The sequence below is a fragment of the Streptomyces sp. XD-27 genome (assembly GCF_030553055.1).
Taxonomy (GTDB): domain Bacteria; phylum Actinomycetota; class Actinomycetes; order Streptomycetales; family Streptomycetaceae; genus Streptomyces.
Genome location: NZ_CP130713.1, coordinates 1,957,139 through 1,980,017, shown reverse-complemented (window position 1 = coordinate 1,980,017; position 22,879 = coordinate 1,957,139). Strand labels below are relative to the sequence as shown.

At 69.0% G+C, this 22,879-nt stretch carries 23 protein-coding genes and 1 pseudogene; 12 read left to right on the top strand and 12 right to left on the bottom strand.

All coding sequences use genetic code 11. From position 1 onward, the window contains the following. Window positions 1-39 precede the first annotated feature (39 nt). A complete protein-coding gene (locus Q3Y56_RS08465; protein WP_304465519.1) occupies window positions 40-726 on the top strand; it encodes a sulfite exporter TauE/SafE family protein in 687 nt (228 codons plus the stop codon). Window positions 727-833: 107 nt separating this feature from the next. Here the strand turns inward: Q3Y56_RS08465 and Q3Y56_RS08460 are convergent, their stop codons facing one another. The 3 genes from Q3Y56_RS08460 to Q3Y56_RS08450 form a co-directional block, all read right to left on the bottom strand. Further along, window positions 834-1,100 (bottom strand): hypothetical protein, encoded by a 267-nt coding sequence (locus Q3Y56_RS08460; protein WP_304461334.1) that lies wholly within the window; start codon window positions 1,098-1,100, stop codon window positions 834-836. Continuing rightward, complete coding sequence (locus Q3Y56_RS08455) at window positions 1,097-1,258, bottom strand: hypothetical protein (protein WP_304461333.1); 162 nt, start codon at window positions 1,256-1,258, stop codon at window positions 1,097-1,099. Before Q3Y56_RS08455 ends, Q3Y56_RS08460 begins: the two co-directional genes overlap by 4 nt. Window positions 1,259-1,492: 234 nt before the next feature. After that, window positions 1,493-2,905: a hypothetical protein gene (locus tag Q3Y56_RS08450; protein WP_304461332.1), complete on the bottom strand. Its 1,413-nt coding sequence runs from the start codon at window positions 2,903-2,905 to the stop codon at window positions 1,493-1,495. A gap of 214 nt (window positions 2,906-3,119) precedes the next feature. Here Q3Y56_RS08450 and Q3Y56_RS08445 point away from each other — a divergent pair, with 214 nt between their 5' ends. Both Q3Y56_RS08445 and Q3Y56_RS08440 read left to right on the top strand, forming a co-directional pair. Continuing rightward, window positions 3,120-4,082: a hypothetical protein gene (locus Q3Y56_RS08445; protein ID WP_304461331.1), complete on the top strand. Its 963-nt coding sequence runs from the start codon at window positions 3,120-3,122 to the stop codon at window positions 4,080-4,082. A 313-nt stretch (window positions 4,083-4,395) separates the two neighbouring features. Beyond that, on the top strand, window positions 4,396-5,922 hold the full coding sequence (locus Q3Y56_RS08440; protein ID WP_304461330.1) for a P-loop ATPase, Sll1717 family: 1,527 nt from the start codon (window positions 4,396-4,398) through the stop codon (window positions 5,920-5,922). A gap of 71 nt (window positions 5,923-5,993) precedes the next feature. Here Q3Y56_RS08440 and Q3Y56_RS08435 read toward each other — a convergent pair whose 3' ends face one another. Then, window positions 5,994-6,593, bottom strand: coding sequence for a tyrosine-type recombinase/integrase (locus Q3Y56_RS08435; RefSeq protein WP_304461329.1), 600 nt, complete (start codon window positions 6,591-6,593; stop codon window positions 5,994-5,996). Window positions 6,594-6,901: 308 nt separating this feature from the next. After that, window positions 6,902-7,354, bottom strand: a pseudogene (locus tag Q3Y56_RS08425) (hypothetical protein); the annotation flags it as partial. Between the two features lie 421 nt (window positions 7,355-7,775). On the opposite strand from Q3Y56_RS08425, the gene Q3Y56_RS08420 reads away from it, so the two are divergent. The 4 genes from Q3Y56_RS08420 (at window position 7,776) to Q3Y56_RS08405 (ending at window position 12,495) form a co-directional block, all read left to right on the top strand. Further along, the gene (locus Q3Y56_RS08420; protein WP_304461328.1) at window positions 7,776-8,045 is read left to right on the top strand and encodes an AlpA family transcriptional regulator; all 270 of its coding nucleotides are present in this window, start codon (window positions 7,776-7,778) and stop codon (window positions 8,043-8,045) included. A 672-nt stretch (window positions 8,046-8,717) separates the two neighbouring features. Next, window positions 8,718-9,899 (top strand): DUF3631 domain-containing protein, encoded by a 1,182-nt coding sequence (locus Q3Y56_RS08415; RefSeq protein WP_304465518.1) that lies wholly within the window; start codon window positions 8,718-8,720, stop codon window positions 9,897-9,899. Between the two features lie 372 nt (window positions 9,900-10,271). Then, complete coding sequence (locus Q3Y56_RS08410) at window positions 10,272-10,829, top strand: hypothetical protein (protein WP_304461327.1); 558 nt, start codon at window positions 10,272-10,274, stop codon at window positions 10,827-10,829. Further along, the gene (locus Q3Y56_RS08405; protein WP_304461326.1) at window positions 10,819-12,495 is read left to right on the top strand and encodes a relaxase/mobilization nuclease domain-containing protein; all 1,677 of its coding nucleotides are present in this window, start codon (window positions 10,819-10,821) and stop codon (window positions 12,493-12,495) included. The genes Q3Y56_RS08410 and Q3Y56_RS08405 overlap by 11 nt, the downstream gene beginning before the upstream one ends. A gap of 15 nt (window positions 12,496-12,510) precedes the next feature. On the opposite strand, the gene Q3Y56_RS08400 is transcribed toward Q3Y56_RS08405, so the two are convergent. The 6 genes from Q3Y56_RS08400 to Q3Y56_RS08375 all read right to left on the bottom strand — a co-directional run bounded on the left by Q3Y56_RS08400 (window position 12,511) and on the right by Q3Y56_RS08375 (window position 17,066). Next, complete coding sequence (locus Q3Y56_RS08400; protein WP_304461325.1) at window positions 12,511-12,723, bottom strand: hypothetical protein; 213 nt, start codon at window positions 12,721-12,723, stop codon at window positions 12,511-12,513. Next, window positions 12,720-13,046 carry an ATP-binding protein gene (locus tag Q3Y56_RS08395; protein WP_304461324.1) on the bottom strand — a complete coding sequence of 109 codons (327 nt, stop codon included), beginning with the start codon at window positions 13,044-13,046 and terminating at the stop codon, window positions 12,720-12,722. Before Q3Y56_RS08395 ends, Q3Y56_RS08400 begins: the two co-directional genes overlap by 4 nt. 72 nt (window positions 13,047-13,118) lie before the next feature. Then, entirely contained in the window at window positions 13,119-13,982 is an 864-nt protein-coding gene (locus Q3Y56_RS08390) for a glycosyltransferase family 2 protein (RefSeq protein WP_304461323.1), read from the bottom strand. After that, window positions 13,976-15,211 (bottom strand): glycosyltransferase, encoded by a 1,236-nt coding sequence (locus tag Q3Y56_RS08385; protein WP_304461322.1) that lies wholly within the window; start codon window positions 15,209-15,211, stop codon window positions 13,976-13,978. Before Q3Y56_RS08385 ends, Q3Y56_RS08390 begins: the two co-directional genes overlap by 7 nt. Beyond that, entirely contained in the window at window positions 15,208-15,912 is a 705-nt protein-coding gene (locus tag Q3Y56_RS08380) for a hypothetical protein (protein ID WP_304461321.1), read from the bottom strand. Before Q3Y56_RS08380 ends, Q3Y56_RS08385 begins: the two co-directional genes overlap by 4 nt. Next, window positions 15,909-17,066: a glycosyltransferase gene (locus Q3Y56_RS08375; protein WP_304461320.1), complete on the bottom strand. Its 1,158-nt coding sequence runs from the start codon at window positions 17,064-17,066 to the stop codon at window positions 15,909-15,911. Before Q3Y56_RS08375 ends, Q3Y56_RS08380 begins: the two co-directional genes overlap by 4 nt. 147 nt (window positions 17,067-17,213) lie before the next feature. On the opposite strand from Q3Y56_RS08375, the gene Q3Y56_RS08370 reads away from it, so the two are divergent. The 4 genes from Q3Y56_RS08370 (at window position 17,214) to Q3Y56_RS08355 (ending at window position 21,525) form a co-directional block, all read left to right on the top strand. Further along, window positions 17,214-18,197: a helix-turn-helix transcriptional regulator gene (locus Q3Y56_RS08370; protein ID WP_304461319.1), complete on the top strand. Its 984-nt coding sequence runs from the start codon at window positions 17,214-17,216 to the stop codon at window positions 18,195-18,197. Continuing rightward, the gene (locus Q3Y56_RS08365) at window positions 18,197-18,763 is read left to right on the top strand and encodes a peptide deformylase (RefSeq protein ID WP_304461318.1); all 567 of its coding nucleotides are present in this window, start codon (window positions 18,197-18,199) and stop codon (window positions 18,761-18,763) included. Before Q3Y56_RS08370 ends, Q3Y56_RS08365 begins: the two co-directional genes overlap by 1 nt. 173 nt (window positions 18,764-18,936) lie before the next feature. Next, complete coding sequence (locus Q3Y56_RS08360) at window positions 18,937-20,676, top strand: protein kinase (protein ID WP_304461317.1); 1,740 nt, start codon at window positions 18,937-18,939, stop codon at window positions 20,674-20,676. Window positions 20,677-20,979: 303 nt separating this feature from the next. Next, on the top strand, window positions 20,980-21,525 hold the full coding sequence (locus Q3Y56_RS08355; RefSeq protein ID WP_304461316.1) for a hypothetical protein: 546 nt from the start codon (window positions 20,980-20,982) through the stop codon (window positions 21,523-21,525). A gap of 110 nt (window positions 21,526-21,635) precedes the next feature. Here Q3Y56_RS08355 and Q3Y56_RS33385 read toward each other — a convergent pair whose 3' ends face one another. Next, window positions 21,636-21,941, bottom strand: a complete 306-nt coding sequence (locus tag Q3Y56_RS33385; protein WP_369696851.1) for a hypothetical protein — start codon at window positions 21,939-21,941, stop codon at window positions 21,636-21,638. 269 nt (window positions 21,942-22,210) lie between these two features. Between Q3Y56_RS33385 and Q3Y56_RS08350 the strand changes: the two genes are divergently transcribed. Further along, the gene (locus tag Q3Y56_RS08350; RefSeq protein ID WP_304461315.1) at window positions 22,211-22,831 is read left to right on the top strand and encodes a PASTA domain-containing protein; all 621 of its coding nucleotides are present in this window, start codon (window positions 22,211-22,213) and stop codon (window positions 22,829-22,831) included. Window positions 22,832-22,879 lie beyond the last annotated feature (48 nt).

Sequence of the window (22,879 nt, the reverse complement as noted above, 5' to 3'; positions counted from 1 at the left end):
AGCGGTTGGGCGGCCGAACTGCTGCTGGGCGGCATCATCATGATGGGCGCGTCGGTGCAGTGGCTGACGGGGATGGGGTTCGCGCTCATCGCGGTACCCGCCCTCGTCCTCGTGCTCGGCCCGACCGAGGGCGTGGTGCTCGCCAACTGCGGGGCCGGAGCCATCAGCGTGGTCGGGCTCGCGGGCGGCTGGCGTCGGGTCCGCCCCAGGGCGATGGTCCCACTGGTCCTCGCGTCCGCGTGCACCGTCCCCGCCGGCACGTGGGTGGCCACCCGACTGCCGGAACCCGTACTCCTGGCCGGGATGGGCGCCCTGGTGACCGCGGCCGTCCTGCTGGTGATGCGCGGCGCCCAGGTGCCCGCCCTGCGCGGCGCCAAAGGAGCCCTGACCGCGGGGGCCGTGGGCGGCTTCATGAACTCATCGGCCGGGGTGGGCGGTCCGCCGGTCTCCTTGTACGCGGTGAACGCGGGTTGGACGGTGCGGGAATTCGTACCAAATGCCCAATTCTACGGAGTCATGGTCAACGCGTTCTCCGTCGCCACCCACGGCGTCCCCCGACTCGGCGGCTCCGTCTGGGCACCGGCCGTAGCCGGCATGGCGGTGGGCGCCGCCATGGGGAAGGCACTCGCGGAGCGCATCCCGGAGAAGACGGCCCGACTGCTCCTCCTCTCGCTCGCCCTGGCCGGCGGCCTCACCACGATGGCCAAGGGCCTGTGGAGCCTGTGACCTCGCTGCGCTCAACACAGGCGGTCCCGCATGGCGACCGCACCCACAAAACGGCCGTCGGCCGTGCCCTTCCAGTGCGGGAAGGGCACGGCCGACGGCCCACCGGATCAGCTCTCGCCTCGCCCTGCTTCGGGCTCTCCGGGTGTATGGCCTCCCGCATCGCTGGAGTTGACCGCGGGTGTGCCCGGGCTGGTGGTGCCCGCCGAGTGGTCCGGAGAGCCAGAGCCGGTACCACCGCTCAGTTCCTGCCGTACCTGCCGCCACGCGCGGATGATCTGTGGCAGCCTCGACAGCACCTCGCTGATCTGCGTCAGCAGTAGCGTGACGCAGCCGAACGCGGCGAGGATGATCAGGGTTACATCGTCCCACTTCATCGCGTGGCCTCCGCCTTCTGCCGGGCCGGGGCGCGCCGCGCGGAGATGTCCAGTCCGAGCGTGCCGTCACGTGAAACGGCGCCGAAAGCGGCTTGCCTGTGGTCGCTCAAGAACTGCATACGGGCGTGGGCCAGGGCTTGGTCATTACTTGTGGGCATGTCGACACCTCGCGCCACCCCGGCTGGCACTTCAGGTCATATACCTGGTGAACCACTGATGCCAGTGTGCGGAGTTGGGCGAACCACGCCCATGTGCGGCGTCCTCGGGTGCCGGGGCCCGTAGGAAAATGCCGCCCGCCGACTCTCCGCGAGCCGGATGCATCGAGGGCATTCCCCGGTGCGAGGGTTTCCCCGACTCAGGCCTGTCAGCGGACAGGCGGGCCGGGTGGCGCGCTAGCCGAATAGTGCCTGGCGGGAAATCCAGTCGAGGGCATCCGCCCCCAGTTGGTCGGGTGCTTCGAGCAACGCGGCCTCCACCGCCGCGAGGTCGGTCAGCGCCTCGGGTGCGCCTGACCGGTCCAGCGTGGCGAGACGCTCCATTGCCGAGGCGACCGCGCCGGGCCAGCCTGGCATGCCGAAGTGGGTGGGAGCCTTGAACGCGGCCGAAGCGGCTCTGTGCAGCAGCCCCGAGCGCCAGCCCTGTTCACGCATCACCTCTGCGGTGAACCAGACCCGGTCATCGACGTGCTGGACGAACTCGGCCACCGATTCGGACACCTTCCGCAGCGCGAAGCGTGAGCCGCCGGCCCATGGAAGGTCCACGTCCGAGGCGACAGCCACGAACGCAAGCAGCACCTCGGGCCCGTCGTCCCGCGCCGCCACCAGTGCTGCCCGGGCCCTGCGGTACAGATCGACGCTCTGCGCGAAGATCTCCCCCTGGCTCGGCCCGTCGTCGGCCGCGTGGATCACGTCCAGCGGCCCCTCGCGCCAGGCGTCGGCGACCAGACCGACCGCCGCCGCGCTCACCAGGACGTCGGTGTCGTCTGTGTCGATGCCGTAGTGCGCCAGGACAGCGGTGGCCTGCTCCTCAATGTTCGCAAGCGGCGGGCGCTTCTCCTCGGCCTCGGTCTTCCCCAGGAGAGACGCGAACCGAGGTGACAGGGATTCGGGCTGCGGCTTCTCCACGGTGATTCCGTGTTCCGCCAGATCGTCGAACACGGCGTCCGGTCCGCAGTCGATATGCGAGGAGTCATGGCGTCCCGAGCAGCCTTCCGGGCACTCGAACTCCTCGCACATCTCCGGCTCTTCAGGCTGCACCTCGTTGATCAAGTGGTAGGCGAGCCGCTCTGCCACCGCCTCGCGCGCCGTAATCATGGCCAGGTCGAGCCGGAAAGCCTCGTCCCTCAGCTCCGAGTCCTCGCGATCCACAGAGGCAGGCGGCTCAGGTGCGTCCGGGACCCAGGTGTACGCCGATTCCAGTGAAACCAGTAGCCAGGCGACCCGTAGTGCCTCGCTGTCACCGTCCCGTGCCAGCCCGGCCACGGCCTCCGCGGCCTGCCGCACGCTCTCGAGCCGGGCGAGATGCCGCTCACGCACCGGCAGCCAGGCCGCGGACTCCGCTCGGGCCCGTTCGGCGTCCTGGGCCAGAGCGGCGTCGCGGGCCCGCCGCGCCCGGGTGACCAACCGGGTCAGACAGGGGCGGCATCCGAACAGCCCGGACGTCGGTGTCGGCCCGAGTGGTACGGGCAGCCGATCCCCGAAAGGCTTGCCGCAGAGGCAGCAGTCCAGCGCCCCCACCTGCCGGGAGGTGGGGACGGTCGGCAGCGCGGACCGGATCATGGCACGGGCATAGTCAGGGATGTGCACGGGCGGGCAACTCCTCGGAAGACGGCGCCGGTTCGCTCGCGGCGCTGACTCCATGCTCCGGCCCGTCTCCGACTGCTTGTCGTCGTTTGACGCCCAGGACAGAGAACTTGGCGCAATCTGACATGTGGCCACCTGGCCTGCAAGCTCTACGCTCTTGGCGCTATCTGACGGTCATCCGGACCGCCGCACGAAGGCCGAAGGGATCCGCCGTTCCGTGACCACCGACACCGCCCCTCCTCCGAACGAAGCCCACCAGGAACTGGTACGCGCCCTGGAAGAGCTCCACCGGGCAGCCGGCCGCCCCGGCATGCGGAAGGTGAGCGCTCTGATCGCCGAGGGCGACCACCCGGCAGCCGTCAGCCACGAGGGAGTCCGTACGACCCTCAAGGGCCTGGTCGTCCCGCGCTGGCCGACCGTGCAGTCGATCGTGGCGGTACTCGCCGCCGCCTGCGTCGATCCGCCCCGGGACCCGACGGCCGAGGTGGCGCGGTTCCTGCCCCTGTGGCGTGCGGTGGGGGAGGGAGAACCGGGCGGCATGAAGTCGGCCCGGGAACTGGCCCTGTCGCAGGGCTGGGGCCCGGACGACGGGCAGTGGTCCGCCGAGGCGGTCCTCGGCATGATGATCAACCCGTTCAACGCCATCGAGATCGATCCCTCGCTCGCGGTGCCGCACGAGCCGGTGGTCTCGGAGGACGAATGGGTACAGGTCGGTGTCCGCCTCATCGAGGAGCACGGTGCCGAGCTCGCTCTGCGCGCCCTCCTGCGGACCTTGAAGGGCGACTACCTCGGTGCCGAGCAAGGCAGCCCCTACGGCTATCACTACCCGGACCAGGCGGCGGTCGATGCGCATACGGCCTTCCGTTACGGCTGCGACCGGATCCTCCGGCGCCTGGCGGTCGAGCCGAACCTCCTCCAGCGGTCGATCAGCGCCATGCACGCCGACGAGACCATGGACCGTGAGGACCGCATCGAGATGCTGCGCGCCGAATCGGACGCGTCGTTGATGCGGGAGATCATGACCGCGACCCCGGAGACCTGGCACGAACTCTCCGAGGAAGCCCACCACCAGATCTTCGGCTATCTCATCAAGGAGATTGGCCCGGTGGGCAGATTCGGGCTTCCGCCGGACCAGCGGTTCCGCATCACCTGGCGCATCTCCGAGCCGCCCGCGGCGTAGCTTCGCTTGCTTCCCGTAACGGAGTCCTCACGGCGAAGGCCGCCACCCCGGAGCAGAGTGGCGGCCTTCGCACAGAATCCGCGGCTTAGATGTCGAAGTACAGCTAGGGGAAGGCTGTGACCTGCATGGACGTGTCGCTGACGGGTGGCCCGGTGCACAGTCGGTGCACATCGCGCCGGGAGGGACTTGCTGGTGCACCCCATTCGGGCGCGGTGCTGGCCGCCACGCCCAAGGGGGACGACGTCTTAGCAACTAACGGTGTTGCGTTGAGCCCGGCCGGTAGCATTCCAGGAGCAACAGCCGCCGCTGAGGGGTGATCGCCATCAAGGAGACGGTACTCAAGGAGCTGACCTTCGGTGCCCGGGTCGCGGAGGAGGAGGCTGGCGAGCTGGCCTCGTATTTCGTGGAGACCGAGCAGTGGAAGCAGGTCTGGCAGGACAAGGTTGACATTGTCTACGGACCCAAGGGCTCAGGTAAGAGTGCGATCTACGCCACCCTCGCAGCCCGCGAGTCGCAGCTGTTCGATCGCAACATCCTGATCAGCCCGGCGGAATCACCCCAGGGCTCGCCTGCGTTCGCCACACTTGAGGCCAATGCCGTCATCGATGAGGATCAGTTCGTCGGGCTGTGGAAGGTTTACTTCTTGGCGGTGATCGCCGACACCTTCGCAGATTACGACCTGCGGGGCCCTGCGGCCAAGTTGGTAGTCCGGACGCTAACAGACGCCGGGATGGTTCCGGGACGCAATGTGTCGCTCCGGCAGAAGCTAGCTAATGCTGCGGCCTACGTGCGCAGGATGTTCAGCGAGATTGAGCCAAGCGTCTCGGTAGCCGGGGTCGTAGACCTCGGCACCCGCATCCGGTTCACCGAGCCGGACGACGTGCAGCGCTCCAAGGGGGCGATGCACGTCGACGAGCTACTGGCCACGGCGGGACAGGCCCTAGAAGACGAGGGGCTGCAGTTGTGGCTACTGCTGGACCGGCTGGATGTGGCATTCGCCGGCAAGCCGCACCTGGAGCAGCAGGCGCTGCGCGCGCTGTTCAAGGTCTACCTGGACCTTGGGAACATCGACCGGATCAGGCTGAAGATCTTCCTGCGCAGCGACATCTGGAAGGCCATCACCGCTAGTGGATTCCGTGAGGCCAGCCACATCACGCGGGAGCTGACGCTGCGTTGGGATAGGGCGGCCCTTCTACAACTGGTCACACAGCGCTTGGTCCGCAACAAGACGCTGCGTGACTTCTACGGCGCGACGCAGGACGGGGTCGCTTCGGTTGCCGGGCAGGAGGACCTCTTCCAAAGGGTGTATCCCGAGCAGGTCGAGAACGGCCCGAACAAACCAAAGACATTCGACTGGTGCCTGTCCCGGACTAGTGACGGCACCAAGCGCACTGCGCCGCGCGAGCTCATCCACCTGCTCACCGAGGCTCGTGGCGTCCAGCTGCGACGTCAGGAGGTTGGCGAAGACGAGCCGGTTGGCGATGTCCTGTTTGACGGTAGCTCTCTCAAAGGCGCACTGCCCGCGGTCTCCGAGACCCGGCTGACCAAGACGCTCTATGCTGAGCACCCGGATCTCAAGCGGTTCATGTCGGCGCTGGAGGGCCACAAGACCAATCACAGCGTACAAAGCCTCGCTGCGATCTGGGAGTGCCCACAGGACGAGGCGAAGGCAGCAGCGCTCCGGCTGGTCGACATCGGGTTCTTCGAGAAACGTGCGCAGATGCAGTTCTGGGTACCTTTTCTCTACCGGCCAGCCCTGGACCTGGTACAGGGAAGTGCCGAGGGCGTCAGCATCCCCGGTGACGTCCCGCCCGATGATGAAGACTCTTCCGGTGCGTAGTGTAGGGCTGCAACTTACCGTAGGTATGTCGTCGCCCCGGCAGCGGCGACCTGCCTACCTCCAACAGATCGCTAGTAGCGCTTGCCGATCGCCTTTCGAGCCTTCTCCACCGCGCCCTTGACGCGATGCACGTACCGGCGCAGCGTGAACGCTGGATCCTCGTGACCGAGCAGGTCGGCGAGCGTGTAGACGTCTACACCCTCGTTGATCGCCTCCGAGGCGAAGAGGTGCCGAAGGGCGTGCATCATCTTGTCCCGGCAGGGCTCCCACCTGCGGCCCTTGCCGGTCGGCTTGTCGTTCATCGCCTCGATGGCGCCGATCGCCTCAAGGGCCGCCTTCCAGAGGGAGTTGAAGTAGTTCTTGTTGAGCGCCTTGCGCTCGCGTGTGGTGAACATGAGGCGCACGGTGACCAGCTCGCCGTCCTTCTCCAGCCACGGCAGCGTGACCTCAACCGGAGGGAACTCCCGCATGTGCTCGCGCAGCAGCCTCGCCAAGTCCTCGTCGAGAGGGACGTAGCGGTCCTTCGGATCGTCCTTGGTGCCGCCCTTGGGCGGCGCGAAGACGAGCGTGCCTCGGTGATGCGTGATCTGGCGGCAGATGTGGACGGTCTTGTCGTCATCCGACCAGTCCATGTCATCCGGGCTGAAGCCGAATATCTCGCCCTGCCGCACCCCGAGCCCACGGCCGCAGTCGACCGTGGCCTGGTACCGGTCGTCCAGGTGCTTGCGCAGGTCGTCCGTCTGCTCTCAGGAGAGCGGCACGTCCTTGGCCGGCTTCTTGACCGCCTGGGCTTCACGCGCTTGACCGACCCGGTCTCGCACGGGTTCTTCGGGATCAGGTCGTCGTCCACCGCCATGGCGAGGATCGACGACAGGTGGGTGAAGATCAGGCCGACGGTCGTGTCGTCGAGCACCTGTAGCCGGCGCTTGATCCAGGTCTGGACCGTGGAAGGCTTGACCTGCCGCAGCTTGAGATCCCCCAGCGGCCCGACGATGTGGTTGCGGACGCGGGATTCGTACTGGTGGTACGTCCGTTCACGGGACGGCACCTTGCCGTGGGCCTTGCATACCTCCTCGCCGGGCTGAGGCCGCTTCTTGTGCCAGCGGTCATACGGCTCAGCCAAGAAGGGCCCCCTGGGTGGGGTTGAGGGTCTGGGCCGCGGAGTGGGAGGTGACGCTGTGAGCCGTCCACTGGGGCAGTAGGGCAGTCGGAGGTACGCCGAGGGCGGCGGCGATGGCGACGAGGTCGTCGACGTCGCAGTGGTGGCGGGCGCGTTCGGTGCGGCTGAGGGCGGTGTTGGACAGGGGCGGCCGAGGGCGGTGCAGCGTTCGGCGAGGCTGAGCTGGGAGATTCCGCGCAGCAGTCGCAGGCGCTCGATGTTGCGCGCGGTGTGGATTCCGGCGGGGCCTATTTTTACGGGTCGGGTTGCCATGACAGATAGCTGTCACTCGAAATTGGCGGCCGCGGCAAGGGTTTACTCAAGAGGTCTAGAAAACTTGCTGACGCTGGCTATTTGAGGGGCTCGCGTGGGCGGTTCGGCGAAGTCGAATTTCCGTGGTGCGGTGCCACGCCGCTGCGTCCCGGGGCTCCCGACGCACGCGCCCCTACGGGTGCTGGCCTCGTACTTTGGCCTCGGCGGGTGTGCCGCACGTGGTCGAGATGGTCTGGTGGAAAGCTGGCAGATTCCCCTCGAATTCCGGCGCGACTTCGGCAACCGGGGATCGCCTTTTACGGTATGGGTCCAATCGGCGAGGCGCCGTTTGGTGGGCGTGTATTTCTCGCAAAATGCCGCTGGATGCGTCGCGAAACCTGTGGCCATCATGTCCCCGACCCATGCCCCGTGAAGGAGTCCCATGCCCCGAACCCTCCGCAGTGCCACCGCGTCCGATCGCGCTGGCCGCGATCCGCTCGCCACGCCGGAGGAGGTTGCCGCCTACCTCGGTGTGCCGGTGAAGACCCTCTACCAGTGGCGGCACCGCCGTACCGGCCCCCAGGTCCACAAGGTCGGCCGCCACCTGCGCTACCGCTGGCAGGAGGTCGACGCATGGCTGGACGCCCAGACGTCGTACGGCCTCACGGCCTGTCCCCGCACCTGGCGCGGGCAGCGAAGCGGCCCTCGGTGAGCCACCGCCAAGGGCCGGAGATTCCCCAACTGATCGCCCATCCCTGAACGAACGAGCCGGTGAGGGGCCGGGCCTTGCCCGCCTGGTCCCTCACCAGAGAGGAACGTCTATGGAGGACACTACGTCCTCGCGTACTTCGAGTGCATCCCTCGCCTCCGCCGACTCGGAGGCCAAGCCAAGGTGGTCTGGCCGCCGGTGGCGGTGCCCGGCCAAGGGTTTGGTCCGCGCGATGCGGACCACGACGACGACCGGTCCGCCGGACCGCACGCGCCGGACAGCTCTGGTCCGCAGGCTGGTCCGCAGCGTGCGGCAGTCGCGGACCGGTCGGCCCAAGGCGCACTGACCGGAATCCCGGCGCCTGACCGGATACCCACACTTGTGGAGGAAGCACAGGTCGGCGGCGTACGGATCGGATCACATGCTGCGGACCAGGATGGTCCGCATGAGGTGAAGCGGTCCGCTCCCGCTGGTCCGCTGGTGCGCAGGGGCACGGACCAGCCGGCGGATCCCGGTCCGCACGACCGGGATCAGACTGGCATCCCTGCCGGTGAGCGGACCAGCCTCCAGCCACCGGAGCAGGTTGACGGACCGGACCAAGGCCCGCGGACCGGTCCGGGAGAGCCGTCCGGACCGGCGGACCACGCAGAGCAGACTTCCGGTGAGGGAGCCGTCCTGCTGGATGAGTTCCGGGCGGTGATCGGCAAGTATGTGGTGCTGCCGAGCGAGGAGGCGCTGACCGCGCTCACCTTGTGGGCGGCGGTGCCCCACATCCAGACCGCTCTGCAGCACGCGCCGCGCCTGGCGGTGGTGAGGCCGACGAAGGGCTGCGGCAAGTCCCGCGTCCTGGACGTGCTGCACGAGACCGTGCATCAGCCGATGATGACGGTGAACACCTCACCGGCGGTCATCTTCCGCGTCATCGGCAAGAACCCGCCCACTCTGCTGGTGGACGAGGCCGACACCATCTTCGGCCCCAAGGCGGGCGACAAGGAGGACCTGCGCGGCCTGCTCAATGCGGACCACCAGCGCAACCGGCCCGCCTGGTGCATCTCCGGGCCGGAACACAAGCCGACCCCGTACCCGACTTTCGCCATGGCCGCGATCGCGGGGATCGGCGACCTGCCGGACACGATCATGGATCGGGCGGTCGTGCTGCGGATGCAGAAGCGCAAGATGGGCGAGAAGGCCACCCCCTTCCGGTCGCGGTACTCCGTGCCCGAACTCCACGCGCTGTGCGACCGGCTGGCCGCCTGGCTGACTCCGCTGGGCGGTCAGGCTGCTCGCATGGTGCCGCAGATGCCGGTGGAGGACCGGGCGGCGGACACCTGGGAGCCGCTGGTCATCATTGCTGACCTGGCTGGCGGTCACTGGCCCGCACGCGCTCGCGCCGCGTGCGTGGCGATGACCCGGCACGAGGCGGTCCAGGACGAGCAGAGCAGCCTGAAGACGCGGCTGCTGCGCGACATCCACCGGATCTTCGGGCAGGCGGACAATCCCGAGGCCCTGGCCACCCAGGACCTGGTCGCCGCCCTGATCCAGGACGCCGACGCCCCGTGGGCGGAGTACGGCACCAAGGGGCTGAACGCCTACCACCTGGGCAACCTGCTGCGGGACTTCAACATCGGCTCGGCCAACTATCGGTTCGACAAGGGCAGGCAGGCCAAGGCGTACATGCGCAACCGGTTCCTCGATGCCTGGGCCCGTAACTGCCCCGACCTCGTCGAGGCGGCACCCGAGCCCGCACACGGCGTCGCGCCTGCCCGCCCGGCCCAGGGCAAGCCGCCCGCCGCCCCGGCGGGTTCGCTGCCCATCGGTCCGCCCGGTGGCCCCACCGGGCCGCAGCGAACTCTCTGATCCCACCAGGGGCGTAGTCCGTATTACTGCGTCGCAACCGTCCCCGCGCAGGTCAGCGCGGGGACGGACTTTCTCGCCGGGACGCACTTCTCCGTACCTGGGCTCGTGTCCGTACCTGCGCTGACCAGGCATGCGACGCATGCGACGGACGTGACACAGCCCCACCCCCCTCACCACCGGACACACCATGCACACTGAGAACGACACCAACTCCGCCTTCTCCCGCCGCAGGGGATGGTTCGGCCCGGGCCGACGAACAGCAGCAAGCTGGAGCGAACGAGCCTCTAACGAGGCTTCGTCCGCGCTTGCCCCCGCCCCTGGGGTGGCGAGGAGGGGGCCGGGCGCCAGCGGGCACCCGAGCCGGAGGAGGAGGTGGGCGAGCCCGCCACCGCGCCCTACGCCGACAGTGCCGAGCAGCCCGTCGCCGACTCCGTCGCCGCGCACGATGAGCCGTCCACCGACAGCGCAGACAGCGCGCCGCCCGTCGAGCAGCCCTCGTGGCGTGAGCCCGACGCCCCGGTGCTGCCCGCGCTGATGAACCGCAAGCGCACCAGCGAGAAGCGCGACCAGGACAAGACCATCCGCTTCACCCCGACCGCCGTCCGTATCGTCACCGCCGCAGCCAAGCAGCGCGGTCAGAAGTTCGCCGGGTTCGTCGGCGACGCCGCCCTCGCGGTCGCGCTCGGCAAGGCGGGCATGGTCGGCAGCCCAGAGGACGACCCGATCCGCCCGCTGGTGGAGGCCATCGAGGCACACACCAAGGCGCTGAACCGGATCGGCACCAACCTCAACCAGATCATGAGCGCCATCCACTCCGGCGCGATACCCGAGCGAGCCGAGGTTCTCCTTGACCGCATCGAGCAGGCCGCCGAGGCCAGTTACGGGCTGATCGACCAGCTCCTGGCGGAAGGGGCCAGCCATGGTGCCTGATGTCTCCACCGGCTCCGACACCCGCGGGCTGGTCGCCTACCTCTTCGGTCCTGGCCGTCGGGACGAGCACACCGACCCACACATCGTCGCCGCCTGGGACATGACCGGCGCCCCCGACCCCGGCCGCGACGCTAACGCCACGTACACCCAGCTCGCCAAGCGCCTGGACCACCACGTCGACCTGCGCACCCGCGAGCTGGGCGGCAAGAAGCCGCCCCAGCACGTGTGGCACTGTCCGGTGCGCACCGCTCCTGGTGACCGCTACCTGACCGATGCCGAGTGGGCCGAGGTCGCCCGCCGCGTCGTGGCGGCCACCGGCATCGCGCCCGAGGGCGACGAGAAGGCGTGCCGGTGGATCGCGGTACGCCACGCGGACGACCACATCCACATCATGGCCACCACCGTCCGTGCCGACGGCCGCCGTCCGCGCACGAACCGCGACGGGCAGCGCGCCCAGGCCGAGTGCCGCAAGATCGAGGCCGAGTTCGGGCTGCGCCGCCTCAAGTCAGGTGACCTCACCGAGCCCAAGACGCCCACCGGCGCCGAACGCGCCAAGGTCGAACGTCAGGGTCAGGAGAAGGCCACGCGGGAGTGGCTGCGCGAGCAGGCGTACGCGGTCGCCGCCGCTGTGCGGAGTATGGACGACTACTTCACCGTCCTGGGCTCGCTCGGTATCCAGGTCAAGCCTCGCATCGGTCCCGAGAGCGGTGAGGTGACGGGCTACAGCCTGGCCGCACCCGGCGACACCATCTGGTATGGCGGATCCAGCCTGGCCCCCGACCTGTCCTACATCCGCCTACGCGAACGCCTCCCCACCCAGGAGGTGGCCGACCGTCCGCAACCGGTGGCGGACCCGGCCGACTCGTGGCGCCGAACCGAATCCGCCGTGCACACGGCCCGCACCGTTCTCGATGCGGGCGACGACGCCGTGGCCCAGGGCCACCTGGAAGCCTTCGGCGACACCCTGCACAACCTGGCCCGCGCCACACACAGCCCGCACCAGGCCGAGCTGCAAGCAGCGGCCCAGGCGTTCAACCGGGCACGCCGCTCAGCGATCCGGGCCGACCACCAAGCCGCCACCGAGCTGTGCCAAGCCGCCAAGGAACTCACCTACGCCCCCAACCTTCCGGGCGGACTCGCCATCGCCCTGGTCTTCGCCGCCCTCCACCTGGCCCGCGCCGCCGCCCACTGGCACGCACAGCACGGCCACGAACAGCAGGCAGCCGCAGCCGAACAGGCCGTCCGCCACCTCCAAGCCAACTACCGCCAGGCCGCCGAGCCGGTCTTGGCGGACCTCGCCCGCCGCGCCCCGCGCGCCACAACTGCCCACCGCTTCGAGCAGGATCTCCGCGCCACCATCCCCGACCAGGCGGACCGCATCCTCGCCGACCCGGCCTGGCCCGCCTTGACCACCACCCTCGCCCGCGCCGAAACCGCCGGCCGCAACCCCCGCCACCTCCTGGCCGAAGTAGCCGCCCGACGAGAACTCGACACAGCCGAGCGCCCCGCCGAAGTCCTCAACTGGCGCATCACCGCCCAGCCGAACAGGCGCGCACAGGCAGCACGCAGGCAAAGCGTCCGCAGCACCCGGCCCATCGCGCAGGCACCGCAGCCTGCGCCTACGACGGTGGGCGAACGGTCTGCGGAACGCGGCCGACGCCGATAGCGATCACGGGTCTGCTCAGCGCTGCCTGGTCGCGGACAGAGCCGTCACGAGCCTTCCCAGATCTCCGGTGTAGACGATCACTTCTTCGTCGTCTTCCGGAGGGTCGAAGCGGGCGAAGAAGTCGTCGAGGGCTTCCGGCGTGACAGTGAGGGCGTTGGCGTGCTCGCGCTGGTTGCGTTCGGCGAGGCGCCGCAACAGTTCCTCCCGGTCGACCGGTAGGTAGATCACGAGGGGTGGCCGCCCGCTTCGCGGGCGGCCCGCCTCCAGGCGTCACGCTCGTTACGGCGCCACAGCCCGTGATCCAGAACGACGTCGTGTCCGGCTTCCAGCTCCTTGACGAACCGTTCCCGGATCGCCTCGACCACGGGACGTTCGCGCTCGAAGTAGGTGTGCTCGGGGTAGTCGATGCCGTAGCGGCCGTGGAGGCGGTGGACCTCCTCGTCCACGGAGAGGCGGATCATGCTGCGCTCGGCCAGGGCCTGGGCGACGGTCGTCTTGCCGGAGCCGGTGATGCCGACCAGCAGCACGGCCAGCGGTGCGGCGGTGTTCACGTTCGGTTCCCTTCCTGCCGGTGCACAGGTGCCCAGGTGCCCATTCTGGCCGATCTGGCCGATCTGGATGGGCTACCGGCTGGTTGCGCCATGGGGGTGCCAGCGAGCGGTGATGGTGCGGGCTTCGGCCGTCCAGCCGGTCGGCATCCGGTCGAGGGTGGCACGGCGGAAGGCCAGACGGGGATCGGCCACGTCGATGCGGCCGTGGTGGCGGTCGATGTGATCAAGCAGGCGGCCGGCCTCCTCCCGCACAGCCGGGGTGTGCTCGGCCCAGTCGCCGGCGGTGAACCTGTCGACTCGCCGCTGGAGGTCGTCCAGGACGCCCATGCGCCACTTGAAGTGGTGGACGCAGGCCAGCATGTCCGGATCCGGCTTGTGGCCCAGGGCCCGGTGGTTGCCGGAGGCCACCGGCACCCCGGATCGGGCGAGGACGATCTTGCGCGGGTCGCCGTGCAGGAGGCGGTGGGTGAGGTGGCCGCCGAGCGGGAAGGCGCGGTCCAGGCCGGTCTCGGGCCGCCAGTGGGCCAGGCGGCCGTCCGCGGCGACGCGGTCGAGCATCAAACCGCCCACCACCTGCCGACCGGCCTTTCCGGCGGCGGCGGTCACCTCGGCGAACGGGGCGGGGTAGGTGTGGAACTCGTCGGAGTCGGCGAGAAGGTGCCAGCCGGGCCCTGCCTGCTCGCGCAGGGCATCGCGGAGCTCGGTGTTGGTGTGCTCGTGCCACGGTCCGGTGCTGATCTTCGTGGGGACGATGCCGAGGTCGCGGCTGGTGGCAAGGAGCTGGTGCTGCCACGCGTGGGGGACGTGGTCGGGGAAGTGGAAGGCGAGGTGGAAGTCCTCGATGCCCAGTGCACGGTAGTGGGCGGTCCAGGCAGTCAGCAGGGCCGGTTCTACGGGGCCGATGACGGCGATCAGGGCAGGGGACGTACTCAGCATGGGGACTCCTTCGTACGCAGTGGGGCGAAGGTGTGGGTGAGGAAGTCGGCTTGCTCGGCGGCGGTCCACATACCCAGCAGGTGGGGCGCCTCGGGACCGGGCCGTGGGAGCGGCTGACGGACGACGGCGTGCAGGGCGTCGGCGAGGCCGTCGGGGTCACCGGCGGGGAAGGTCAGGGCCCAGGGCTGGCCGCGAAGGCGGGCGGTGAGGGCGGGGTCGTGGCCGGAGACGATCAGGGGGACGCTGAGGCGGACGGCGTCCATCACGAGCCCGGATTCCTTGCCGACAGCGGGCTGCCGGGCAACCAGGGCAGCGTCGGCGGCGGCGTACACCAGGCGCAGCACCGATTCGGCGACGGGACCGGGCACGGTATGCAGGCGGAGAGCTGGCAGTGCTCGCCACCGGTCCAGCACGGCCTCGTCGAGCGGGGCGCCTACGACTATGAGGTGCAGCGGCTCCTTCAAGCGGGCCAGCGCGGCGTCGACGGTGGCGATGTCCTTGTACGGCCACCAGCCGCCCACCAGGCACACCACGGCTTCGACTGCGGGGATGCCGAAGGCCGCCCGGCCGCCTTCGCGTTCGGCGTCGGTGAGACGGTGGCCGTCGTCGACCGCGAAGGCACGTACCACCGCAGGCAGGTGAGGGAAGGCCGCGGCAAACTCATCGGCGACAGCCGGTGTCGGGTAGACCGCGAGGACGCGGCGCTCGCCCCGGCGGGCCAGTCGGCCGAGTAGCCGCACCACGGCGTCCTCGGTGGTGACCTGTTCGTGGATGAACCGTAGGTGCGGCTGGCCACCAAGGAGGGCGGCGGCCCCGTGCAGGGCCTCGCTCGCGGTCAGGATCACCACTGCCTCGGCTCCGGGCTCCAGACGGCGGGCGGTCCGCAGCGCGGACGCCTCCGCAAGGCACCGGGCGACCAGGGTGACCTGGTGCGGCAGCCGCCGCAGGACGCGGGGCCAGCGGCGTGAGCGGAACACCCGCTGCTCGGCCGTGGAGATTCCAGCCGCGAGGCAGGAGGCGGCCAGCAGCACGGCCCCCGGCAACCCAGACGGTGCGGTCACCAGCCGGGCGCCAGCCTTGCGCAGTGCCGTAACCGTGTCGCGGGCGACCCCATGCGGGGTGATGACCAGACTGCCGGGCCGGGACCGGGCGAGCGCCACCAGCGTGCGCTGGTGATGCCCGCCCAAGCGGTCGGCGTACGGCTCGATGAGCACGAGCCGGCCGGTCATCCGGACACCGCCTGGTCACCGTGGGCGGTGGTGAACCGGGCACACAGCCACGTTGGGTCGTTGAGGTGGTCGAACTGCTTCGCATCGCGTGCTGCTTCGCGGGTGAAGGCGATGCCTTCGCGGGCTCCGGCGGCGGCGTAGGTGGCGAACTCCCCGTCCCTGCTGGACGTCCATGCCTCCACCCGCTGGCGGGCGTCGTCGTCGGCCATCCCGTACTCGCTGCCGCGGGCGAGCATCGCGCACTCGCGGAAACCTGCCTTCCAGGCATGGAAGGGACTTTGGTTGAACCGCGTGATCCCGGCGGTCGCCTGAGCGAACTCGATGCGGCCGGGCAGGGCCGCGAGCACGTCCACGGCATCGCCCATCTCGCGCAGAGCACTGCGGCGGATCAGCTTCAGCCCGCCGTAGCCATAGGACAGGCCGTTGACCGGATTGACCGCTCGCCACACCCGCATGGACACGCCCTCGTCCAGCGGTTCGACGGCGGCCGGGTCGAAGCCGGTGTCGATGGCGAAGTCGCCATCGGCGAGGAAGAACTGCTCGCGGTCGACGACCTCGGCGCACAGCCGGAAGGCCCGGCGCATCCCGTGCACGCCGTGCAGGCGCTTGACCGAGCCGCCGAGCGTTCGCTGCGTGCGGGCGTGGAGGGAGTTGGCCATCGGCTCGTCGTAGGAGAGGAAGACCGCGTCGTACTCGGTCACGAGATGGCCTCCAGGTAGCGGGCGGCGACCACGGCGGGGGCGAAGTCGGCGGTGGAGGCGTGGGCGCGCTTGGCGTGCACGGCGTGGAACTCGTCGTCCGTGGCCAGCCGCTCGGCCAAGGCCACGGCCTCGGCCGAGGTGGTGAAGCACAGCTCGGGATCGATGTGCTCGGCGAGCCAGCCCAGGCGCGGGGAGATGACCGGTAGGCCCATGCCCTGGCAGTCGATCACGCTCATGGACCAGGGGCAGCCGGGCCTGAACGGGGCGATGCCGAAGCGGGCGCCGGCCACCAGGCTCTTGTAGCGGACGCGGTCGCCTCGGTCGGAGACAACCTGGACGTGCGGTAGGGCGGCGAGCTGGTCGCGCATCTTCTCGGGGCTGTCGTCCAGGCCCGTGCGCTCGGCCCGGCGTGTGCCGAACAGGTCCATGACCCGCAGCCGGATGGTGCCGGAGGCCACCAGCTCCCGGGCGAGATCCACGAACTGCTCGGTGCCGTAGTGCGCGTACAGCCGGTGGTTATAGACCCCGATCGCCCCAGTCTCGGGTCCGCTGCGAACGGTGGCGGGGGCGCGCACTAGGCGCTCGTCCCGTGGGGCTGGCACCACGCGCAGACGGTCGCCGAGCTCCACGGCCATGCGGGCGGCGGCGGCCGAGGTCCAGGACGCGGCCGTGGAGGAGTGGACCATCACCCGGTCGCACGCGGCCAGCCCGGCAGCGAACGCCAGCAGCACCGGCCGCCCCAGCCCTGCGTCGTCAAGGGACGGGTCGAGCAGGAGCTGACCGCCGTCAGCGAACGAGAACGGCAGGTAGTGGCAGAACCCGGCCAGCAGCGCGTTCGATCCGGCCTCCAGCAAGGCGGTGCGGACAGCCGGGGCCTGCTCGATCTGATTGGCCACAACCGCGTCCGGCTGCTCGGCCTGAATGAGCGCCACCAGCTCGTCAATGTCCGTCGAGAACCGGGCCCGGTACTTCGTCCCCGGCACCTTCGTCCGGTGGAAGCCACAGCGGGCGTCCCCAGCCGGAGCCGGAGCCGCGACGGTCACTTCCGCCCCGGCGTCTGCCAAGGCCGGCGCGAGCAAGTCCGCGAAGATCCACCCGGAGTCCGCAGACAGCCGATCGGGGTTGGAGATGTTCAGCAGGTACAGCACCCGCATGGCGCGTCGCCTCCCTCATCTGCCCGGACGGGTCGATCCGGGTCGGTGAGGGAAGGAAAACGGCGACGCTGGCCGTGACGGGATGATGAACTGGGATCACTCACGGTTCATTCATGCTCACCAACGATGACGCGGGGCGGGGCTTCGATGGGCACGCAGGACGAGGAGATCACCGTCGAGCAGGCGGCCGAGCACTTCGCCGCCGAGGTGGCGCGGTGGCGGGAAGTGCGCGGCATGTCCAAGCGCGCGTTGGCGCGGGCCATGGGCTTCGACCCGTCGTACGTCAGCCACATGGAGTCCGGCCGCCACAAGCCCAGCGAGGAGTTCGCACGGCTCGCCGACGATGCCCTGAACGCCGGGAAGGCGATCTGGAGACGCTGGTGCGACTACGAGCAAGCCAAGGCCAGGGAGGCGCGGGTCCGGCGTCCTCCCGTAGCCCCGCCGACCCCGCGCAGGCCCGAGCAGCCGTACGCGACCGGCTCCGCCCTCGTGGTCGAACACGATGCTGCCCGCCTCCAGTACGACGGCCGTTCCTACCGGCTCACCATGCGGCGGCTGCTGCGGAACACCGGTACCGAGCCGGTGACCCGCTACCTGATCCGCATCTCCGTCGACCGCTACCCAGGCGACCCCGAGCGGTCCAACGCCCACTACCGCGCCCACCCGCTGACCTGGGGCGAACTCGACCTCACCGCCACCTGCCGGGGCGAGACGATGCACTGGCAGGCCAAGCACGACCGCGACGCCTTCAAGGAAGTCTGGCTGCTGTTCGACAACGAACACGGCCGCTTCCCGCTCTACCCAGGCGAGTCCGTGTGGATCGAGTACGCCTACACCGTCGGCGACGACAAGTGGGGCCATTGGTTCCAGCGGGCGGTACGCCTGCCCACCGAGCAACTCGAAGTCCAGCTCGCCTTCCCCGCAGCCCTCGACCCGGTCGTGTGGGGCACCGAGACTTCCATGACCGCCGAAGCCTCCCCGCTGCGGACCCCGCCCGTACGCAGTGACGACGGTGAGCTCCGGCAATTCACGTGGATCACGACCACGCCCGCCCTACACGCTCGGTACCGTCTGGAGTGGCGGTTCCGGGCACGGCCCGAACGCAACACGGATCAAGGGGAGTTCATGTGATGGACGTGCGGCCCAGCCAGCAGATGCGAGACCTCGGCGTCGTCCAGCACGGCGCCGGCATCCTCGCCGAACCGGCCCGCGCCTTCGACCTGCCCGCCGAGCGCGACCAGGCCGAGCGCATCACGGACGAGCTGTTCGCCGCCATGGAGCGGATCGGCCAGGTCCACCCCTTCGCCAAGGGCATGGGCATCGCGGCCCCCCAGACCGGCATCGGACGCGCCGCCGCCGTCGTCCAGCCACCCGGCGACGCCCCCGCCATCATCCTGCTCAACCCGCGGATCACCGCACGCTCCGACGAGACGGACGAGCAGTACGAGGGTTGCCTCAGCTTCTTCGACGTCCGCGGCCTCGTACCCCGCCCCCTGAAGATCACGGTGGAGACCACGGCCCTGACCGGCGACACCGTGACCACCGCGTACGAACGCGGCCTCGCCCGCCTCGTCCACCACGAGATCGACCACCTCGACGGGCTGCTGTACACCGCCCGCATGCGAACCGGGGTCGCCCCGATCCCCGTGGAGGAGTACCGGCAGTCCGGCCGGGATTGGGTGTATGACGGGGCGTGACTGCGGCTCCGCTGCGTGGAGGCGTCGTTCGCGTTACCAATGTCCTCTGTCGGCGACACCACCCGCCGAAACAGGACCCTCAGCCATCCGGCAACAGGCGCTCGGCAAGGCGCCGCCACGACCTGTTGAAGAGCATGGTCAGCCGTCAGAAACGACCGCTTAGGATCGGTCGCATGGACGCTCTCCGACCTCATGATCCTGAACGCATAGGAAATTACGTCCTGATGGGGCGCCTGGGAGCGGGCGGCATGGGGCAGGTGTATCTCGGCCGTTCCCCGGGTGGTCGCCTGGTGGCGATCAAGGTGATCCGGGACGAGATCATCGACCACCCCGGCGCGCTCGCCCGGTTCCGGCGTGAGGTTGAGACGGTGCGGGCGGTGCGCAGTGCCTACACCGCAAGCCTGATCGACGCATCCCTGGATGTGGCCCCTTACTGGCTGGCAACCGAGTATGTGTCGGGCCCGACCCTGAGCAAGGCGGTCGGCATGCGGGGCCCGTTGCCGGTGGAAGCCTGTCGCAGTGTGTTCGCCGCTTTGGCGGAGGGGCTCGCGGCGGTTCACGCGTATGGCGTTACTCATCGGGACCTCAAGCCGCAGAACGTGATCCTCTCGGCCCAGGGCCCTCAGCTCATCGACTTCGGTATCGCGCGCGGTATCGGGCAGGCCGCCCTTACCGAGACGGGATATGCGCCGGGAACGCCTGGTTTCACTGCCCCTGAAGTGCTGCTGCGTAACGAGGTAGGGCCGGCGGCGGACGTCTTCGCACTCGGCGCCACCATGGCATACGCCGCTACTGGGCGGCCTCCGTTCGGCAGCGGCGAGGCAGCTGGCGTCAGCTACCGCGCGGTTCACGAGGACATTGACGTGGCCGGTCTGGAGGCGCCGCTTGCGGAGCTGATCCAGGCGTGTGTGGCTAAAGACCCGACTGCGCGGCCAGGGCTGCAAGACGTCGTTGCACGCTGCTCTGTGCGGTCAGCCTTGGCAGAGGACGTTACCTACGCCGCCCTCGTTGCACTTGCCGAACCAATACCCCAGATTCCGTCAGCATCGCAATCCGAAGGCAGACCACCGACGGCTCCCGGCTTCGGGTCGGCTGATGCCGTCACCCAGACCGGTCTGTCGTCGGCGCCCCCGCTGTACCCCTACACCCCGACGCAGGTGTCCGCACCAGGGGCCCCGAAGCGGCGCATATGGCTGTGGGGTACATCGGCTGGGCTCGGTGCTGCCGCGCTAGGTGTGGTCGCGGTGCTCCTCGTCCAGGGGCTGGCCGATGACGATCGTGGCGGGCAAGGCGCAGCAAGGAAAGGCGACGACAGGAAGCCGCCGACTGCGACGAGCCCGACGGGCGAGTCCACCAACACGCCGAAGAAGAAGAGCCCACCAGCTCATATCGACGGCGACGTGAAGATCTCGCGCGATTACTGGACCGCTGACCCAGCCGAGGCGACGGGAGGGAAATGCAACCTGCCGCCTGAGGAGCGGTTTGACGGAGGCGATCTGCTTACCTCTGTCGAGCCGGACCCGAATTCCCGCAGGGTGTACATCACCTTCCGGGATAAGTACCCGCCTGTGGAGACAGCCAGGACGTACTACGTGTCCGTCGCTGTCAAACCCCCGCACGAGATCGACGCGGATACCGGGAAGCCCTTTGACTTCGGTGGCGGAGCCGCTCAGCAGAGTCTAAATGTGGGCTACACCAGCAAACCCATCAATCTATATGACCTTCCCGGTTCACCCGGCGAGGCGCAGCTGACCTACCCGGACGACTTCACCGACTGGTTCAAGGGGAAGAAGGTCGCGGACGAAGGCATTCCCCTGAGCAACGACCCGGGCGACTGGACGGTGCAGTTCATGCACGTGAAGAGCCCCCGCGACTACGTAAGCATTGCGTGCGATGGTTTCACTTGGAAGTAACTGGTAAACGCAGGCATGCCACACGCGGGCGGCCACCAGTCGGCCACGTTCAGCCTGGACCGTCACCGTGGCTCCTGTCCGGGGTGAGGAGCGCGCAAAACTCGGAACATTCAGATGCTCCACCGATGGGTGAAGCTAAGTAGCGGTCTGAGTAGGAGTGCTCAGGACCGGGGCGGACGAGGTCAGGATGCTAGGGGCATGACGATGCCATCTCCTGCTGGCCCGCCGCCGCATTCGCCCAGCGCAGTTGGGGATCCGCCTCCGTCGCCGGTTGCACCCGGGCGGCCGCGGCGGCGTGGGGCGGTGGCTGGTGTGGTGGCGGTGTTGGCGCTCGTGCTCGTCGGCGGGTGGTTGCTGATGCGTGACGAGGACAGCGCGCCGTTGGCAGGGCGGCCGCGGGTGACGGACGAGGCTGCCGGAGTCTCGTACGCGATACCTGAGGGCTGGAGGCACCGCAAGGGCGAACCGAGCGACCACTACACCTCCTCGCTTGCCGGGAAGCATCTGGGCGGTGAGGGAGGCGGAATGGTTCTCGCTGGGCGGTACGGGGCCGTACCGGAGCACGCCCTCAAGCGGGAGGCGGAGCAGAAGGCCCGGACGAACGCGGAGATCTTCTGCCACGACGGAAGCTCGACGATCGTGGAGTCCCGGGCGACGAAGGTGAGTGGTCGGTCGGCGCACACGGTGGCAGTGAAGCCTGGCTGTGAGGAGGCCACAGGCCACCTTCGCCTGACTCTCATCGCGGTGGACCGTAGTCGTTCGGCTTTCCTCGTCGGCATCGCCGAGTCCGCGGAACGGGGCGAACCGCCGGTGGTTGATCTGGTGCTGGAGAGTGCCGCTGTGAACTGATCGCCAGGGGGGCGTTCACCGTAGCAGCGGAGCCATGGTGGGCACCGTACCGACTGTGACCTCTCCAAGCTGGAGTCAGGCGGAGGGCGGAGTGCTCCGCTTGGGTGCGGCTACCTAGATGGACGTGAGCAGCCGGACGGACGGCGGCCAGGCCACGGCCGGCGCCGACCTGGCCAAGTCGCCCAGCGCAGCGTGTCTGCCTCCTCCGACTGCAGCAGCCCAGCGCCAATGAGCGCAGCCCGGGCCGCCTGCTGTCCAGCGATCTTGTACCCGAACTCGGAGGAGTCCACCTCGTGGTAGCTGCCGTCTGTGAGCAGTACGGCGGCCGCCACCCAGTCGAGCCCCTTCAGCAGGCCGCGCGCAAGGCCGGAAGGTACTCCGTGGGCAGCCGCGCCTCCGGTACGGCATTGAGCAATTCCAGCCTGCCGTCCAGGCCGGCGGTTCGAAGTCCGCGACGATATGCGCGTACAGCCCGCAGGCGCCGATGTTCATCTTCACGCGGACGCACGCCTGGGGAGCGGGAACGGGAAGACCAGTCATGGGCGTCACCGTATGGGCATCCACGACGGGCCAGCCAGGGCGTTCAGGCTGGACTCCCCCTGGGTAGCGAACGCTATGTAACGAATCAGACACGTACGGCTGTGTATGTATCCAGGGCGCACGTCGGCATTGCAACTATCACTCCATGCGAAGCCGCGCCGCCACCGCCGTCATCAGTGTCGTTGTGCTTCTCTCGCTCACCGCATGCGGAGGTGACGACTCCAATGGCACCCCAGAGAAGACCGAGACCAAGAGCCCCGGTGCGCCCAGCCCCACTGAAAAGGCGAGGACGGCTGAGCTGCCCAATCTAGTGGGCAAAGGGTTGCAGAGTGCTCAGGACGCCGCCCAGGCTGCTGGCTTCTCAGTGCTTACGTCGCACGACTCGCTCGGCCGGGGGCGGAACCAGATCCTCGATCGCAACTGGAAGGTCTGTTTCCAGAAGCCTAAGCTCGGGCAGCAGCCGACAGATGTGCAAATCGACCTCGGCGCTGTGAAGCTTGAGGAGAACTGCCCGGCCACGGACAGCACTGAGCAGCGGAAGGCTGGCGCGAAGATGCCGGACTTCCAAGGGAAGTCGGTGACGGTCGCACGCGAAGCGCTGGATCCCTCGACGAGCCTCACGGTTAAAGACGCCTCCGGTCAAGACCGGAACATCTTGGTCGAGTCGAACTGGAAGGTCTGTGGCCAGGAGCCGCAAGCGGGGGCGAACCTGACAGGCCAGCCTGTCACTCTGACGGCCGTGAAGTTCGAGGAATCCTGCCCGTAGTGCCCGGTGGGCTATGCGCCCGAAGCTATAGCCGGTCGTGGCCAGGGG

Excerpts from the sequence above, each read along its gene's own strand:
- Q3Y56_RS08390 (WP_304461323.1), bottom strand. The coding sequence starts at position 13,982 with ATGCTGAGTACGTCCCCTGCCCTGATCGCCGTCATCGGCCCCGTAGAA.
- Q3Y56_RS08385 (WP_304461322.1), bottom strand. The coding sequence starts at position 15,211 with ATGACCGGCCGGCTCGTGCTCATCGAGCCGTACGCCGACCGCTTGGGC.
- Q3Y56_RS08370 (WP_304461319.1), top strand. The coding sequence starts at position 17,214 with ATGGGCACGCAGGACGAGGAGATCACCGTCGAGCAGGCGGCCGAGCAC.
- Q3Y56_RS08375 (WP_304461320.1), bottom strand. The coding sequence starts at position 17,066 with ATGCGGGTGCTGTACCTGCTGAACATCTCCAACCCCGATCGGCTGTCT.
- Q3Y56_RS08460 (WP_304461334.1), bottom strand. The coding sequence starts at position 1,100 with ATGAAGTGGGACGATGTAACCCTGATCATCCTCGCCGCGTTCGGCTGC.
- Q3Y56_RS08365 (WP_304461318.1), top strand. The coding sequence starts at position 18,197 with ATGGACGTGCGGCCCAGCCAGCAGATGCGAGACCTCGGCGTCGTCCAG.
- Q3Y56_RS08465 (WP_304465519.1), top strand. The coding sequence starts at position 40 with ATGATGGGCGCGTCGGTGCAGTGGCTGACGGGGATGGGGTTCGCGCTC.
- Q3Y56_RS08405 (WP_304461326.1), top strand. The coding sequence starts at position 10,819 with ATGGTGCCTGATGTCTCCACCGGCTCCGACACCCGCGGGCTGGTCGCC.
- Q3Y56_RS08455 (WP_304461333.1), bottom strand. The coding sequence starts at position 1,258 with ATGCCCACAAGTAATGACCAAGCCCTGGCCCACGCCCGTATGCAGTTC.
- Q3Y56_RS08420 (WP_304461328.1), top strand. The coding sequence starts at position 7,776 with ATGCCCCGAACCCTCCGCAGTGCCACCGCGTCCGATCGCGCTGGCCGC.
- Q3Y56_RS08360 (WP_304461317.1), top strand. The coding sequence starts at position 18,937 with ATGGACGCTCTCCGACCTCATGATCCTGAACGCATAGGAAATTACGTC.
- Q3Y56_RS08350 (WP_304461315.1), top strand. The coding sequence starts at position 22,211 with ATGCGAAGCCGCGCCGCCACCGCCGTCATCAGTGTCGTTGTGCTTCTC.